This is a genomic window from Halocola ammonii, assembly GCF_049334165.1.
GTDB lineage: Bacteria > Bacteroidota > Bacteroidia > Flavobacteriales_D > Sanyastnellaceae > JBEGHD01.
On record NZ_JBEGHD010000003.1, the window covers coordinates 151620 to 167345 of the forward strand.

Annotated in this window: 15 protein-coding genes; 5 read left to right on the plus strand and 10 right to left on the minus strand. The window is 42.7% G+C overall.

Translation table 11 applies throughout. The features are described from left to right. The first annotated feature begins 225 nt into the window (after positions 1 to 225). Both ABHV44_RS04400 and ABHV44_RS04405 read left to right on the plus strand, forming a co-directional pair. Positions 226 to 2328, plus strand: a complete 2103-nt coding sequence (locus ABHV44_RS04400; protein WP_459073446.1) for a ComEC/Rec2 family competence protein — start codon at positions 226 to 228, stop codon at positions 2326 to 2328. Between the two features lie 66 nt (positions 2329 to 2394). Continuing rightward, a complete protein-coding gene (locus tag ABHV44_RS04405) occupies positions 2395 to 3219 on the plus strand; it encodes an ion transporter (protein ID WP_459073447.1) in 825 nt (274 codons plus the stop codon). A 76-nt stretch (positions 3220 to 3295) separates the two neighbouring features. Here ABHV44_RS04405 and ABHV44_RS04410 read toward each other — a convergent pair whose 3' ends face one another. Beyond that, positions 3296 to 3550: a hypothetical protein gene (locus ABHV44_RS04410; RefSeq protein ID WP_459073448.1), complete on the minus strand. Its 255-nt coding sequence runs from the start codon at positions 3548 to 3550 to the stop codon at positions 3296 to 3298. A gap of 81 nt (positions 3551 to 3631) precedes the next feature. Next, positions 3632 to 4009, minus strand: coding sequence for a response regulator (locus ABHV44_RS04415; protein WP_459073449.1), 378 nt, complete (start codon positions 4007 to 4009; stop codon positions 3632 to 3634). Between the two features lie 129 nt (positions 4010 to 4138). On the opposite strand from ABHV44_RS04415, the gene ABHV44_RS04420 reads away from it, so the two are divergent. Continuing rightward, positions 4139 to 4990, plus strand: a complete 852-nt coding sequence (locus ABHV44_RS04420) for a hydroxymethylglutaryl-CoA lyase (RefSeq protein WP_459073450.1) — start codon at positions 4139 to 4141, stop codon at positions 4988 to 4990. Positions 4991 to 5407: 417 nt separating this feature from the next. Here ABHV44_RS04420 and ABHV44_RS04425 read toward each other — a convergent pair whose 3' ends face one another. The 4 genes from ABHV44_RS04425 to ABHV44_RS04440 all read right to left on the minus strand — a co-directional run bounded on the left by ABHV44_RS04425 (position 5408) and on the right by ABHV44_RS04440 (position 8104). Next, positions 5408 to 5725, minus strand: a complete 318-nt coding sequence (locus tag ABHV44_RS04425; protein ID WP_459073451.1) for a PH domain-containing protein — start codon at positions 5723 to 5725, stop codon at positions 5408 to 5410. Between the two features lie 186 nt (positions 5726 to 5911). Continuing rightward, the gene (locus ABHV44_RS04430; protein WP_459073452.1) at positions 5912 to 6544 is read right to left on the minus strand and encodes a redoxin domain-containing protein; all 633 of its coding nucleotides are present in this window, start codon (positions 6542 to 6544) and stop codon (positions 5912 to 5914) included. 91 nt (positions 6545 to 6635) lie between these two features. Next, a complete protein-coding gene (locus tag ABHV44_RS04435; RefSeq protein WP_459073453.1) occupies positions 6636 to 7259 on the minus strand; it encodes a ZIP family metal transporter in 624 nt (207 codons plus the stop codon). 107 nt (positions 7260 to 7366) lie between these two features. Further along, a complete protein-coding gene (locus ABHV44_RS04440; protein WP_459073454.1) occupies positions 7367 to 8104 on the minus strand; it encodes a class I SAM-dependent methyltransferase in 738 nt (245 codons plus the stop codon). A 150-nt stretch (positions 8105 to 8254) separates the two neighbouring features. Here ABHV44_RS04440 and ABHV44_RS04445 point away from each other — a divergent pair, with 150 nt between their 5' ends. Together ABHV44_RS04445 and ABHV44_RS04450 are read left to right on the plus strand one after the other, a co-directional pair. Next, the gene (locus tag ABHV44_RS04445) at positions 8255 to 8812 is read left to right on the plus strand and encodes a SiaB family protein kinase (RefSeq protein WP_459073455.1); all 558 of its coding nucleotides are present in this window, start codon (positions 8255 to 8257) and stop codon (positions 8810 to 8812) included. Between the two features lies 1 nt (position 8813). Beyond that, complete coding sequence (locus ABHV44_RS04450; RefSeq protein ID WP_459073456.1) at positions 8814 to 9188, plus strand: DUF1987 domain-containing protein; 375 nt, start codon at positions 8814 to 8816, stop codon at positions 9186 to 9188. A 288-nt stretch (positions 9189 to 9476) separates the two neighbouring features. On the opposite strand, the gene ABHV44_RS04455 is transcribed toward ABHV44_RS04450, so the two are convergent. The 4 genes from ABHV44_RS04455 to ABHV44_RS04470 all read right to left on the minus strand — a co-directional run bounded on the left by ABHV44_RS04455 (position 9477) and on the right by ABHV44_RS04470 (position 15636). Next, entirely contained in the window at positions 9477 to 12581 is a 3105-nt protein-coding gene (locus tag ABHV44_RS04455; RefSeq protein WP_459073457.1) for an ATP-binding cassette domain-containing protein, read from the minus strand. A gap of 97 nt (positions 12582 to 12678) precedes the next feature. Continuing rightward, entirely contained in the window at positions 12679 to 13098 is a 420-nt protein-coding gene (locus ABHV44_RS04460) for a hypothetical protein (protein ID WP_459073458.1), read from the minus strand. 4 nt (positions 13099 to 13102) lie between these two features. Further along, positions 13103 to 14014: a hypothetical protein gene (locus ABHV44_RS04465; protein ID WP_459073459.1), complete on the minus strand. Its 912-nt coding sequence runs from the start codon at positions 14012 to 14014 to the stop codon at positions 13103 to 13105. Positions 14015 to 14187: 173 nt separating this feature from the next. Further along, a complete protein-coding gene (locus ABHV44_RS04470) occupies positions 14188 to 15636 on the minus strand; it encodes a hypothetical protein (RefSeq protein ID WP_459073460.1) in 1449 nt (482 codons plus the stop codon). Between the last annotated feature and the right edge of the window lie 90 nt (positions 15637 to 15726).

The following is a 15726-nucleotide window of genomic DNA, read 5'->3' on the forward strand; positions in this document are numbered from 1 at the left end:
CGCTTTTAGTTTGCCAATTGTTTTAGGATGCTAATTTAATGATCATTCAAATATAATGCTAACTATTTTAGCATTTCAAATGCAAAAGAATTGACACCGGTCGTAACCTATTTACGGAGCGATTAATCACATTTCGCAAAATGAACTGGGAGGAATTTGCCAGCAGGAAGTTTGCACTCTTCTGAATTTCATTAACTTCCCATCACAAACTATCTATATCTACTGATGAATTTTTGGCACCAGTCTCCATTTGTGCGGATACTGCTACCATTCGTTCTGGGAATTGTATTTGAATCGCAAGCAAGGTTACACCTACCCATTTTGCCGTGGGTCGTGCCTATTGGCTTTGTTGCCTTTTTTGTTTACAATCTTCTCTACGCGAAGAAGCAGCACTTCCGAAATCGCCACCTCAGTGGAATTTCGGCATACGTCCTATTGTTTCTATTCGGGATGATGCTCGCTCAATTACGAGTGGAGAAATATCACGACACTCATTTCTCACACACACTCAACAACGACCACACCTGGGTGATGCGAATCCAGGGCGAACCAGTGGAAAAAGATCGGTCCATAAAAGCTGTGGTAAAAGTCATAGCCACCGAAGACCACTCTGAACTAAAGCCCACAACAGGAACAATGATTGTTTACCTTGAAAAAGACAGCCGGTCGCGCAGTTTGATTGCAGGTGACAGAATCGTTTCGCAAGAAGCTCCTTCAGACATCGAGCCGCCCACAAACCCCGGACAGTTTAACTACAAGCGATACCTCTATCACCAGTTCATTTATCAGCAGGTCTACCTCCCTTCGGAAAAATGGAAAACACTTCCGAGAGATGGTGAAGCTCCATTTCTCAGTACGTTCGAAGATCTCAGGAAAAACTTACTGGTCAAACTCAGGGACAAAGGAATTGAAGGTGAAGAATACGCGGTACTCTCAGCATTGGTGCTCGGCAAAAAAGACTACCTCTCGCACGACACCCATACAGCTTATGCCAGTGCCGGGGCCATGCACGTACTGGCAGTTTCGGGACTGCATGTCGGACTGATTTACATCGTCCTCCTCTACCTCACCGGTCCACTTAAGAAGACTTCGCTAACGAGAAAGATTCAACTGTTTTTGTTGCTCGGTGGAATCTGGCTTTACGCGCTAACGACAGGAATGTCACCATCGGTAATGAGGGCTTCGGTAATGTTCTCTTTTATCGCAATCGCCAAGGTCTCGCAGTTGCGATCGAACATTTACAACACACTGGCGGCTTCGGCTCTTGCTTTGCTCATCTACAATCCTTTTATGATTATCGAGGTAGGTTTTCAACTTTCTTACCTGGCCGTGCTGGGTATCGTTTTTCTTCAACCGAAAATCTACAGTTGGCTAAGCCCAAAAAACAAGCTACTCGACAAGGCCTGGCAACTCACCGCTGTTTCCATTGCAGCTCAATTGGCTACCTTTCCGCTGGGCTTGCTCTATTTTCATCAGTTTCCTAACTACTTTTTCGTATCAAACCTTCTTGTAATTCCTGCAGCCACGCTCCTACTCTACGCCACCTTGCTCTTCTTTCTCATCTCCTGGGTTCCAGTGGTGAGCACAGTGTTTGCAAACTTGCTCAACCTCCTTACCTATCTACTCAATCAGATCATTCATCAACTCGAGTTTTTGCCTCACCCGCTGTCGCATCACATTTCAATAAATGTGCTCGAAACCTGGCTGATCTACGCGCTTATGATCAGCGGCATCATCACACTGATTTATCGCAAAGCGAAACCGGCTTTCGTTCACCTTGCAATCTGGATTGTGCTCTTCAGCATGCAGATTTTTGAAAACCATCGAAACCTGCAACAAAAAGCGATAGTCGTTCACGATGCATCAGGAAAAACTGCAATTAGCCTGGTAGAAGGTCGCAGGTGTAAGTTTTTGTACACCGAAGGACTGGCAAGCGATGATGAGGCCATGCTCTTCCATGTACACAATTTTTGGGACAGCCGCGATGTAACGGAGATTGAATACGATTCAGTTGACTCTCTGAGAATTGTCAAGTCAATTGAACCTGAAAATCACCTTTTCCAATGGCATGGAAAACGGTTGTTGTTTTTGAACAGAGGTTTAGAAGAGATTTCATTTAATCGTCAACTAAAAATCGACTATGCCTTCGTAGCCGACTACTATCTCGATGATTTAGCATCACTCTCAAAAAGCTTTGAAATTGATACGTTGATCTTCACCGGCTACCACTCTGCGCCAGCGAGGGAAAAACTTATTAGTCAGGCGCATGGGCTCGGAATCGAGATTTGGGATGTCAGTGAAAAAGGCGCTTTAGTCAGCTTTTACTGAGCTTTTAGTGAAATCACTTTATATTAGCCAAACAAGGATTAAAAGTCAAAGACCTGACCGTAGCTAATGAAAGAATCTAACGGACCGTTTGAACAAAAGTGGAAAAATACGCTTCATGAAATAATTTTTGAGGCCGATACTCCATGGGGTAAGTGGTTCGATATCGGACTCCTCATTGCGATCATTTTGAGCGTAGTTGTGGTGATGCTCGAAAGTGTTTCATTCGTCCATAAGGAATACGGTCAGTGGCTTTACATGGCAGAGTGGGCATTCACAATTCTGTTCACAATAGAATACCTGGCTCGGCTAATCATTGTAACCAAGCCATGGAGATACGCAACAAGCTTTTTCGGAATTATTGACCTGTTGTCCATTTTGCCGACTTATCTGAGTCTTTTTGTTCTGGGAGCACAGTCGTTACTGGTAATACGAAGTATTAGGCTTTTGCGAATTTTCAGAATTTTAAAACTGACTCGTTTTATTGGAGAAGCATCACTTCTGGGCGATGCATTGCGTGCCAGCCGCGAGAAGATCACAGTATTTCTTTTCACTGTCTTTACCTCTGTGATTATTCTCGGAACATTGATGTATTTGATCGAGGGCAGTGAAAACGGATTTACGAGCATTCCACGAAGTATCTACTGGGCAATAGTAACTCTCACCACTGTGGGATATGGCGACATTGCACCGCAAACAATTACCGGACAGGCTCTAGCGGCATTCATCATGATTCTGGGATATGCGATAATTGCAGTGCCAACCGGAATAGTGACTTCGGAGATCAGCCACCAGAAAAACATCAGAATGAATACTCAGAGCTGTCCGCATTGTGCAGCCTATGGCCACGACAAAGACGCGATTTATTGTAAAAAGTGTGGCGGAGCACTTTAGAAATAAAAAAGCCGGATAGATACTGAAACAAGTTCAGCATGACATCCGGCTTGGAGAATTCGTTCAATTTTTCGGGTCAACTCGGACAGCAGATATTCATGATCACTGCATCCACATAAGCCTCCCATTTCCTGAGATCGTTTATCGGTACTATCCTATCCACCTTATTATTCCTCTTGGAATAGACAGCCTCAACATAAAACGTGTCGAGAGAAAAGATGCAAACGATGTACTGATTTTTGACTAATCGTTGGTTTAGGCAAATGCCGTTGTCCCACAAATAGTTTGTCTTCTGATCGAGCGGCAGCTTGTTGAATTCACTAATTTCCATGAGAGCTAGATTGGTGTTGGTACTTTTTTTCACTAAAACCTTTGCTGAATCACTCGTTGTCAACATTCTACGCGACAACAATTATTTAGTTTCTTTTAGTGATTCGCTCAACACCTGATCTACAATATGTGGAAGGTTTACGTAGTCCACTTTCTTGCTGATCAATTTAGCTACTCCTGCATTTCGAGCCTCGCGCCTTGTTGTTTCATCATCTTTAACAGTGAGAAACACAACCGGAATTTTGATAAAGCATTTTTTCAGAAATCTAACCAGATCGAAACCATCTAATCCGGACATCAAAATCTCTGAAATAATCAGATCAAATTCCGGTGCACTCAACTCGTCCAGCGCTTGTCTGGTGCTCGAGGCGATTGTCACTTCATAGCCATAGTTTTCGAGAAACTTGCGCGTAAGCGCCAGGGTTATCTCGTCATTGTCTATGATCAAAATTCGCCTCATGAGCGAGTCACTTTTGATGGTTTCAAATTAAGTGCAGACAGATGTGAAATCTGTAAGGCGGTTTTCCCGGTAACTTGTCGGCCTCTTCTTACACTTTTTTACTTTTGGGCTGTTTCAAATCATATGCAGATGAAATTAATTGAATGCCCCCGGGATGCCATGCAAGGTATTAAAGAATTTATCCCCACTGAGAGTAAGGTGAGGTATATTAATCAACTACTCGATGTTGGTTTCCACACAATCGATGTGGGATCCTTTGTGTCGCCCAAAGCTGTTCCTCAGATGAAAGACACTGCTGAGGTGCTAGACAGCATCAATTGGCAAAATTCAGATTCAAAACTGCTCACCATCGTGGCCAACAAGCGTGGAGCGGAAGATGCTGTTCAGTTTGAACAGGTCGATTACCTGGGTTTTCCATTCAGTATTTCAGAAGAATTTCAGAAAAGAAATACGAACAGCACCATTGAGCAGTCGCTTTCGCGAGTTGAGGAAATTCAGAATCTCTGCGAGAAGTACAACAAGAAAGTGGTGATTTACATTTCTATGGCATTTGGAAACCCTTACGGTGAAAAGTGGGACCCTGAGATTGCGATCAAATGGTCTGAGCGTCTCCACCGCGAAATTGGCATCGACATCATAGCACTGAGCGATACCATCGGTGTTTCAAACAAGGAAAACATTAGTCAAATTTTTGAAGCACTGATTCCCGAGCTGCAGAACGTGGAGTTTGGTGCACACCTACACACCACTCCAGATTCATGGGAAGAAAAAGTGGCTGCCGCATACGAAAGCGGCTGCAGAAGATTTGATGGAGCTTTAAAAGGATTTGGTGGTTGCCCCATGGCCAAAGACGACCTAACGGGAAATATGGCAACCGAAAACATGATCAGTTGGTTTGATAAAAATGATGTGGAGTTGGGATTAAATAAAAAGGCGTTGGAAAAAGCGATGGCCGAAGCGGGAAGTGTCTTTCCGCTCTGAGTGAAATGAATCAATTGAGACAGTGCTCAAAATCTTTAAAGCACAACTTCTTGTTGTACAGTTTGATCGTTTCAAATTTCTTTACGTTGATACGTATTTTACACCTTTTCATATTCACTGAAATAGATTGAATTCGCGCAACACAGGGCGACTCCAGTTGGTGTGATAAATACGTCTGTCTTTTGGGGAGGGTTACGAAAGGTGTAGCCTCATTGAGATGAAATCTTAGTTGAGGTAGTGAGCGAAAATCAAAATCCGTCTGTTCGGCTTCTTCTTTATGAAAAGAAACTCAACTTTCTCACTAATCAACTTTGTCTTTAAGGTTTTCATAATCAGTTATAATTCGGTGTTAATTACAAAAGGTATTAGTATGTACATTAAAAGACTCCTAAGCCCTAACTTGGGTTGCTCGCCTTACTATGCTCTTGTCATTCTGATCTGATCGAGAATTGATCTCCTCCACGATTCTCTGTCATCAACAACAAAGTTTTCTATCGTTCCGCTTTTGAGCATCACGGTGAGCCCGTTCGGGTTGATGCTCAGCGTTTTGAACAGAGTTACGTCTGAGATGTCTTTAAGGGAGATTTCGAGATCACATTGTTTAAGAGCACTCGCATTGGTGCTAAAGCAGATCCTCTTGTTGGTCAGTTTCATGTGTCCTCCTACTCCCACAAAATCCTGAAAGTAAGTTGCTCCTTCTTCGCGAATCTCTTTCTCGTTGTTTGATAAACTCATGGTCTTGTTGTCAATTCTTTCACTGATTTATCGATGGAAAGGTAGTGAAAAATTATTTCGGGGCCTTCCCGAATTGCCTGAGACTATTGAAAACTAAAAAAGCTCCCCGGCTACTCCGGGAAGCTTTTTAAATTTTAAACACTCACTTTCAGAGTGTAAGATTCACTCTGTCGTTTTGATCATTTCTTAATTAGAAGAAAGGTAATCAGCCACACCTTCGTGTGATTCTTTCATACCTGATTTGCCTTTTGACCAATCTGCTGGGCAAACTTCACCGTTTTCTTCGAAAAACTGAAGAGCGTCAACCATACGAAGTGCTTCGTCTACGCTTCTTCCGAGTGGCATGTTATTCACCACCTGGTGTTGCACTGTTCCTTCTTTGTCGATAAGGAAAAGCCCGCGATAAGCTACCATTGGTCCGTTTGCCGCTAGGCGACCTTCTTCGTTGTATCCGTATTCTCCTGCCAACACACCAAATGCATCTGAGATAGTCTTGTCAACATCTGCTACAATTGGGTAAGTGATACCTTTGATACCACCGTTTTCTTTGGACATTTGAAGCCATCCCCAGTGAGACTCTTCTGTGTCGGTAGAGCAAGCTACTACAGCTACTCCGCGCTCTTCAAATTCAGCTAGACGCTCTTGAAAAGCGTGCAGCTCAGTTGGGCAAACAAAAGTGAAATCCTTTGGGTAGAAAAAGAACAAAACGTGTTTCTTTCCGAGGTACTGCTTGAGTGAAAAATCATTCACTACAGTTCCACCGTTCATTATTGCACCGCTTTCAAATTCTGGTGCTTTTTTACCTACTAATACTGACATTCATTCAAATTTTTAAGTGTTCGACTTAATCGATTTGCGAGTGCAAAATTACTGAATTCTAACCTTTGAGACGAATGAATTTAGGATAGTTTTATCCGATCCACCAGGCGAGGAAAACACCGAGAACGATTGAGGCAAATTTCCAGCGGTTGAAATGATGGCCATCGGAAGTTTCGAAAAGAATGGTGGTGGCGATGTGCAAAAGAATACCAACCAAAACGGCCGTAACAGCGGGCATAGCAATTTCTGCAAGTTGATGACTTGATCTTTCAAAAAGTCCGAAGCTCACCGCCCCGAGTGGAGCCATCAGCGAGAAGACCAACAAAGCAACCAGCGACTTGACTTTTGAAAATTTGGCTTGAGTGAAAAGTGTCATCAGTACAATGGCAACTGGAGCCTTGTGGAGAACAACTCCAAACAGCAAAGCATCCAAATGATCGTGACCATGGGCGTGGTTGTGGCCGAATGGCATTCCTTCTATGAAGGCGTGAAGCGATAAACTGATCATCAATACCCAGGGAATATTTCCACTGGCATCCTCATGGTGGATGTGTCCGTGCTCCAATCCGCGTGATAAATACTCCAGCAAAATCTGAATAAAAAAGCCCGCCAAAATGAATAAGCCCGGATCTTGCAATTCCGAATTGAAAATGGTTGGCAGCAGGTGCACAACGCAAAGCCCGAGCAAAAATGCACCGCTAAATGAAAGCAGCAACTTAATTTGTTTTCGCAAAACTGGCTGAAACAAAAGAGAAACTGCCCCTAGGATCATAGGAACAAAAAACAAAGTGAGAATATGAAGAATGTCGTAATCCAACTTTTTTAATGAGCTATTAGAATGAGCCTATCTGACTTTTGAGGCTCAAAAGGATTGAGATTGTAGTCGCCAAAAGTATCAATAATTTCCATGCCGCAATGCTTCAGCATCTCGCGGAAATCATCAATTGTCAAGGCCTGGACACGTTCAAAAAATTCGTAATCATTGCCCTTATCGCTGAACCGAATGCGTTTCACGACAATGCCATTTTCCAAATACTTATCAATATGAAACTCGATTCCATCCAGCGTTTTTACCTCGCTAGTTGGCAAGTTCTTCAACACCTTTTCAGCATTTAAGAAATCAACTACCAATCGACCGTCAGCCTTGAGATGTGCCTTTACACGCTTCAATACATGTAAGTTGTCTGCCTTATTATCGAAGTAGCCAAAACTGGTAAAGAGATTAAAAATTGCATCGAATTTCTTGTTCAGGCTGAAGCTTCGCATGTCTGCCACCTCAAAGTGCAGCTCTTCGTTGCTCATCTTTTTGGCCTCTTCTATGCTATTTTCGGACAAGTCGAGACCTACAACTTTTAAATTGTGCTCTGATAGGAACTTTGAGTGGCGCCCCTTACCACAGGCCAGATCGAGCGCCTCACTTCCTCGACTCAAACGAAGATAGCTCAGCAGTTTTTCAATAAAAGCTCTGGCTTCACTGTGATTTCTGTTCTGATATAGGATATGGTAATAGTGCGTATCAAACCAATCTTTGAACCACGATCTCCCTACACTGTTTTCCATTTTCTCACAATCTATTAAGAATTATCTGACAAGGGCTGAGGCGCAATATTAGAAATTGATTTTTAAATTTGACTCCAGCTTGAAAACAAATCACCCTCGTAGGCGATCGAGCTCTAAATGAACTGAAGACAACTTAAACAAATCCGCATTTTGGATAACAAAATAGACGTATTTGAATTTTATGATCGCATGGAAAGAGAAAACATCATGATCTCTTTCAAGGGTGATATGAATACCGAGCTCCTCGATGCTATTTTGCAGGTCGCAGAAAGAAAGCTTCAGCAAATCGAAGACTCTGCCAAAGTACGCAAGCGTGTTTTCAACATCCTGGTTGAGTGCTTGCAAAACCTCTATCATCATATCGAACAAATAAAATTCGACCATAAAAAAGACAGTGAAACACCTTCTGTTATCGTAATGATAGCAAGAACTGTAAGAGGTTTTTCTATTATGACAGGAAACTTCATCCTGAATGACGAAATTGATAAACTTAAAGACAAGCTTCAGGAAATCAATGAGATGGACAGGAAAGAAATAAAATCACTTTATAAGAAAGTATTGAGCTCTGGCACGCGCACCAGCAAAGGAGGTGGCGGACTTGGAATCATTGACATCGCAAGAAAGTCAGACAATAAACTCGAGTATGGATTTATTCCTTTCGACAGTGTCAGCTCATTTTTTAGTCTAAACGTAAAAGTATCTAGTTAACATGGAGGATATCAAAATCAAGGGAACACCAAAAACGCCAACTGTAAATTTCATTAAAGGTGAAGGTAAACTCGAAATCAAAGGGCGATCTATTCCCGAGAACTCAATAGAGTTTTATAAGCCGCTGATTGACTGGATCGAGCATTATTCATCGTCTCCAGCTGACAAAACCCATGTAAATATTCAATTGGAGTATTTCAACACCAGCAGTTCGAAATGCATCCTTGATGTGTTCAAAAAACTTGAAGCTGTAGATGGAGATGTAATCGTTAACTGGTACTACGAAGAAGATGATGAAGACATGCTGGAAGCCGGAGAAGACTACGAAGCTATCATCAACATACCCTTTAAGATGATTGAAGTAGAAGAGATTTGATAAAAAACTAATAGTAAATTACACGAAAGCGAGCTTTTCATAAGGCTCGCTTTTTTCTTTTCTACTATTCTCCTTTCTCCCTTCACAAGAAAACTTACAGCACGTAAGCTAGAGTCAATTCTATGTGCAGCCACGAGTCATTGAATGAGCTCAATTTTGCGCTAAACGGTCCGAAGAAATTGACTTCAAGGCTTCAACAAACATCTAATTCTCTCCAAAAAAAACCTCCTTCACAATCAGTGAAGAAGGTTAGATCTCTTATAATTTTTGAGTTAGTAAACGATTGGCTTATCCTACTTTTTCCTTTCTCTTAAATAAACTGGCGAATGCTGAGAAACAGGTAGTGATTCGATCGATGAACCAGTGTAGCCCGTTGAAGTAAAGCAGAATAGCAAAGCCTAACGTCATCAACCAAATGACGAGCAAGTTGGCTGAGAAGGTGGTTACTTGGTTACCAAACAACAATTTTGATGGTGCATAGAAGTGTGCTGAGAGCAGGTTGGAATTGTAAGGGTCAAGATAAACCGGATTACTCTTTTGAACGAGCTCCCCACCTTCTTCTACGATTTCTTCAATTTCATTCTTGTTGGTCACAAACTCTTCCAGGCTTTCGTTGCTGAAACTATCCTTGAGCTTCAAGAAATTTTCCCGGTCCTCATCGGTAGCAGTCATCTCGGCAATCTGATCCTCTTTCTTTTCAGAAACCAGGTTGTAGTTCTTTACATAATAATCAAAAAGCAGATCGAGATCTGTCAGCACCTTATCAAGAGTTTGCTCAGTGGCTTTGCCAACAGCGAGCTGATCGATAAGATCAAATTTGTAGTCATCAACTTTTTCAGATTCCTTGTTGAGCTCGTTTTTCAATACCAGAAGGTTGTACCTCAGTTGGTCCTCATCTCCACCATCTTCTAAAATTCTCTGTGCTTCCAGAGTTTTGTTCTTTAGCTCCATAACCCAGAAATCTTTTTTCCAGTTGAAGTACTTCAATTTTTTATTGAAGTTGAAGAAATGACTGTCGAATTCGTTGTTTTTAAACTGATTTACAGCGAGAGCTTCGTAAGCCCATCTCGAGGCCATCACGTTTCCGATCAGCGGTACGCTATCCTCTTTCGAAAAAATTGGATGCAGCTTATCAAATTTCACGATGATCCCGCTAAACAATAGTTGTGGGATGATCAAAATCGGAATCAAAATGTAAATCACTTTGGCCGAGTTGAAACTAGCAGAAATATTGAGTCCGAGAAGATTGGCAAAACAAGCCGTGCTAAAAAGCACCAGCCAGTAGCTGAAAGTCATCCCTTGAATTTCTAAAATCCAGTTCCCAATGGCCACAAACGAAAGCGTTTGGATAGCCGAAATGGTGAACATGATCCCGATTTTTGAAAGCAAGTAGCTGCCGCGGCTTAGATTGAGAAATTTCTCTCGGTTCAAAATCTTCTGGTCGCGGATAATTTCCTCAGCACTAACTGTGAGCCCGAGAAAAAGCGCAACAATCACAGAAATAAATAGGTACTGAGGTATGTTCTCACTTTCGCGAAAAATGTATTCTGCACTTCCGGCTTTGCCGTGCGAATAGTACTTAATAAAAAAACTCAAGACTAGGGCGAGCAATGGGGCTTCCAAAAAGTTGATCAGCATGTATTGCCTGTTACTGATCTTGCTCAAAACATCTCTCTGGAGAAAAACTTTGAATTGCTTCAGTTTATCAGGTATGCTGAATGCTGACTTGGGAGTCTCTTCAACCTGTTCTTCCGGCTCCAGTTGATTCCCGATCATCACATTGAAAAAGTTGTTCCACTCCTGCGGTGTTGTTTTCCGATGGTCAGTCAACTGCCCGTATTCGTCCACAACTTTCGATTCGATGATATTGAAAATCTGCTCGGGATTGACATTACCACAGCGAGCACATTCACTCTCTTGCAGATTTGCGTGGTTAACGAGTTTCTTGAAATAAATGATACTCTCAACTGGGTTTCCGTAGTAAATTGGATATCCACCCTGATCGAGCAAAAAGAGTTTGTCAAACATCTTAAAGATGTCGGAAGATGGCTGGTGGATCACCACAAAAATAAGCTTGCCCTTGAGTGTGAGCTCTTTGAGCAAATCCATAATATTTTCAGAATCGCGTGAGGAGAGTCCAGATGTTGGCTCGTCCACAAAAAGCACAGATGGCTCACGAATCAACTCCAGCGCAATGTTCAATCGCTTTCGCTGTCCTCCACTGATGGTTTTGTCCAATGGCGACCCTACTTTGAGGTCTTTGGCCTCAAACAGCCCCAGGCTCTGAAGCGTTTCATTGACCACGTCTGTTATTTCTTCGTCAGATTTCTTGTCGAAACAGAGCTGGGCGTTGTAATAAAGATTTTGAAAAACCGTGAGCTCTTCTATCAGCAAATCGTCCTGTGCAACGTAACCGATTACACCTTCGATCTTTTCAGACTCATTGTGGATGTCAATTCCGTTAATCGTTACCTTTCCATAAGTGGGCGTGTAGTTCCCATTAAGCACATTGAGCAAAGTAGACTTACCACTTCCCGACCCACCCATTATCCCAATGAGATTGCCCGATTCTTCGGTGATATTCAATTGGTGGAGTGCCTGGGTGTTATTCCTTTTAAAATAGTAGGAGACATTCTCAGCCCGGAAAGAAATACCCGATTCTACGCGGTCTTCCAGATAGCTGCGAATGATATCGCTGTAGTAGATGGGCGAAATCTTAGATCCTCGAATACTGGCACCCTGATTGAAAACGTGACTTCGTTCATCACTCAGCACCTGACCGTTGAGGAACAAACTATCGGGACCAAAAAATCGCAAGAAAAACATGTGCTCTTCTGCGATTCTAAAAAATACCAAACGCCCTTCAAGGCCTTCGGCATAAATGTGTTTTGCCGACTCACATCCCCATTGTTCAGAACCATCGATATACAGAAATTCCTTGTGGTCAGCGACTTCATTTGCTGTAAGCGCAATGAGTTTCTTACTGTTTTCGAAAACTTCCGGATCAATGTAGAACGAGTCAGCTACGGTGTCGACAAATTCCCATTCTTGTTCGCCCGCATCTGCTATGGCATTGATAAATTCCAGGAGTCGGATCAGTACAAAAATCTTCTCCTTGTGCGCGAGCTCTTCGTTGATTTGAGCACAGATCTTCAGCACCTTCACAGAGTTAACTGAGGTTTGCTTCTTAGAGCCTTCCTTGTTGCGCGATTTACGATGATGCTTTTCCACGAACTGATCGTAGAGCTCGAGATATTTTTTCACCAGCTCTCTGTTGAGTTGCTGACGCAAAAATATCGCGACCACATCACGGCCTGTGCTTCCCTGATTTTCGCCACCGCGGGCGATAATCGCGAAAAGTTGCATTAAAGCTCTTAGAATTCCTGCACTCATTTATTTACATAATTATCCTGGGGCATCACCTCGAGATAGTGCGAGGCTGCCTGGCAATATTGTTTTCGATTTTTGGAGAAAAAGGTTACCTAATCGGTTATTTCTTGAAGCCAATTAGTAAAACTGCACATCCCGATTCACTTTTGTTAGGATCGAGGTGCGCCTCGATGGTGACATTCACTGTTGAACTAACAGCAAAGTCCCAGTAGGGGGCATTCGAATACTCCTCGTTAGTGAAGATCAGATTTCCTTCCTGATCGTAAATGGAAAAAATTAAATTTCCGTCAGATTTTCCGCTACAGGCAGCAATTCGATAGGTGTTGCTACCAAATAGTGTAGATTCGAAAACAGCGGTTTGATCGCTGTGCAAGAGCGCACGGTATTCCTGGCCATCGCTGATGAAGGCTTCGGAGAAATGTTCATCGCAATCTTCCGCAAAACTGTCGCATTGTGCAAATGCACCGCTTGCAGCTCCTAGCAAGAAAAGCAAAAATATGGTGAGGGTGGTTGTCTTCATGGCTTTATGAAATTATAATTTCACGGATCTCGTTCGTCTTTTCTTTTATTCTTTTCAACTGCTCATCAGTAACGGTTACGCTACTCTTGCTGTTGATGTAGGTCGTTTTTTCTTTTTGATCGGTAATCGGCTTTTGATACTCATAAGTGTACTCCAACTCCTCGAAAATCGATTGCAGCTCAGTGAGCTTCTTGTTCATTTCAATCAACTCTTCTTCTTCTACGCTTTGGGTGAGCTTCACAATGCTGTTGAGTGCCGAACGCTGCTGGCCCACGCGATTTCGAAGCAGCTCACTGTTCTGAGCGGCATCGAGCGAAAGGTGAAGTGCTTCAATCCATCCACCAGTAAGAATCAGGCTCGCAAGTTTATTCCGCTCATTCTGCTTGAGATAGCGATAACCTGCTCTGTAAAACTCTCCATTGAGCGCATAAAGTGAATCGCGATTTCCAATGTTATTCGTGAACCGCTCCAAAATATCCTGGCTTACAGCACTCTGGATATTGAGGTCGCTGGAAAGACTTTCAATAGTCGTCAGATATTTCAAGCTAAGCTGATTGTTCTCGAAGTTGGCGAGATATGCCAGATCGGTTCCGTACACTCCGAGGTTGAGTGCCTTCTTATACTCCCTAATGTACTCACTTGAATTTGAAACATCATTGAGCAAATCTTCATTGTATCGAATATCTGCTTTCTTTAGCAACATCACTGATTGCACCGGAGATGGAATGCTGAAAATTTCGCCCTGGTATTTTACTACAGAACGAGTACTCGAAAGTGAATCCGATTCTTGTTCGGATTTCTCAGGCTTTTCTGTTGATGATTTTTCCTCTGAGGAGGGCTCGGCACAAGAGACAATTAGTGCGGCCGCAAAGGCAAATACAGAAACTCTTAGGGTGAAGAATTTTATACTGTTCATTGTTACAGGTATTTGGTCTGTATGCAATTAACAAAGTAATTGCTTAGTGTCAAAGGTATTACTGATATTGGATTCAACAATCTTATTCACTGATTGTCAAAACACAAGAGCTCAGGCTTTTTTACCTGTCCCTGTATACTGTAAAAATTGATAAAAGGTTTTAGCGAAGAGTGCTAGTTCACAAATTCGTAGCAGCCTTTTTCTGGTGGGAATACTCGAAATTGATTGTCGAGATCTAGTGTTGTTGGCATATCCTCTGGAGTTCCCTGCATAGCCGAAGGCGCTGAAGACAAATGAAAGTCTCCGCTTCCGGGAGAAACAAAAGTCGGGGCAATGCCATTGGTCATGTTTGAGTATCCGTCAGAATTACTGACATTCTCATCTGTATCTACCAGACAGTAGCTAAACTCAAAATCTTGCATCTCCTCGTTCTCCAGGACAACAACGAATTCATTGAAGTCATTCTGATTGGCGTTGCTGCCGTACATGATGCAGTTTCTAAATCTGGTTTCTGTAAACTGTTTTACCTGCAGATTGTCGTTTGCATCCGTGAAAAAGTTAGACATCACAAAAGTCGGATCTTGTCGACTGTCAAATGGCCAGTAGTTGGCAAAAGTGCAGTAGTCCATTTTATATTCTCCTCCAAGTGTGAATGCTCCGCAGGCTTGCCCACAATTTGTAATTAGGTTGTTATAGCCCGAAATTCGCGACCGTTTGGCGAAGAGCCCGATGGCCGACATATTTCTAATCTTGGTGTTGGTGAGCGTCAATGCATTTTCTGTGGCACTGCCAACGGTGTCTACGTGGAGTCCGATAATTCCATTTTCGATAATGGCATAGTTCACAGAGCTGGCTGTGTTTTGGAAGAGATAGATCCCGCCAATGGTTTGGCCACCGCTAGAGAAACCCCATTGACCTGGCTCATCAGAGTAGAGTGGCTCAAGTCGATCGCCCTGAAAAACGACTTCATTTCCAAACTCACCATTTACATTCAGCGATCCTTTGTAAACGTAAAGGCCGCTGTTGGCGTGCACATGCACTTGAGTGCCGGCATTGATCGTAAGCGTGTTTGCAGAATCGACTGCCACTACTCCGTAAATGACGTGGGGTTTGTCAGCATTCCACACCTCTCCATCGGGCAAAACTGTGAGTGCATTAGAAGATCCGTAGAAGTAGGCATTTTGACCCCAGGCCGCCAGGTTAACTTTTTGATCGTTGCCATTGGTATTGAAAAGTATATCCTCTTCAACAACAAACGGCAAATCAACTTTTGTCGGATCGATGGTAACTTCTACGAAGATGAACATGCTGTCGTTAGCCGCAATTTCAACATCCTCGTGAAAATCAGCTGAGATGCCATCTACATTGATCCGGTACGGAGAGTCAGAACCCTGAGCCAGTTGAATACTCGAGATCTTGATCCTGTCGTCATTGTTGTTGTAAACTTTCAGCGTTTTGGTCACAGAGCCAACAGAGGTAAAAACAGTGTCGAAGAGTACAGTGTCAGTCGAAAAAGCCAATTTAGCTGAAGAATCTGTTATGAAGGTCTCTTTGCGGCAGTTGGTCAAAAGAGCTGCCATGAGTGCCACGGTGAATAATACCCAAATCGAAGTAGCTTTCATAAGGCCCAAAGATGCGAAGAAATAATTGTTTTAAATCGAGTTGATAAGATTACGGAAGAAGCCTTCTGATATTGTCCGGTTTGCTTCAAT

Coding starts and splice junctions, on each gene's coding strand:
- ABHV44_RS04400 (WP_459073446.1), top strand. CDS start 226: ATGAATTTTTGGCACCAGTCTCCATTTGTGCGGATACTGCTACCATTC.
- ABHV44_RS04405 (WP_459073447.1), top strand. CDS start 2,395: ATGAAAGAATCTAACGGACCGTTTGAACAAAAGTGGAAAAATACGCTT.
- ABHV44_RS04410 (WP_459073448.1), bottom strand. CDS start 3,550: ATGGAAATTAGTGAATTCAACAAGCTGCCGCTCGATCAGAAGACAAAC.
- ABHV44_RS04415 (WP_459073449.1), bottom strand. CDS start 4,009: ATGAGGCGAATTTTGATCATAGACAATGACGAGATAACCCTGGCGCTT.
- ABHV44_RS04420 (WP_459073450.1), top strand. CDS start 4,139: ATGAAATTAATTGAATGCCCCCGGGATGCCATGCAAGGTATTAAAGAA.
- ABHV44_RS04425 (WP_459073451.1), bottom strand. CDS start 5,725: ATGAGTTTATCAAACAACGAGAAAGAGATTCGCGAAGAAGGAGCAACT.
- ABHV44_RS04430 (WP_459073452.1), bottom strand. CDS start 6,544: ATGTCAGTATTAGTAGGTAAAAAAGCACCAGAATTTGAAAGCGGTGCA.
- ABHV44_RS04440 (WP_459073454.1), bottom strand. CDS start 8,104: ATGGAAAACAGTGTAGGGAGATCGTGGTTCAAAGATTGGTTTGATACG.
- ABHV44_RS04450 (WP_459073456.1), top strand. CDS start 8,814: ATGGAGGATATCAAAATCAAGGGAACACCAAAAACGCCAACTGTAAAT.
- ABHV44_RS04455 (WP_459073457.1), bottom strand. CDS start 12,581: ATGAGTGCAGGAATTCTAAGAGCTTTAATGCAACTTTTCGCGATTATC.
- ABHV44_RS04460 (WP_459073458.1), bottom strand. CDS start 13,098: ATGAAGACAACCACCCTCACCATATTTTTGCTTTTCTTGCTAGGAGCT.
- ABHV44_RS04465 (WP_459073459.1), bottom strand. CDS start 14,014: ATGAACAGTATAAAATTCTTCACCCTAAGAGTTTCTGTATTTGCCTTT.
- ABHV44_RS04470 (WP_459073460.1), bottom strand. CDS start 15,636: ATGAAAGCTACTTCGATTTGGGTATTATTCACCGTGGCACTCATGGCA.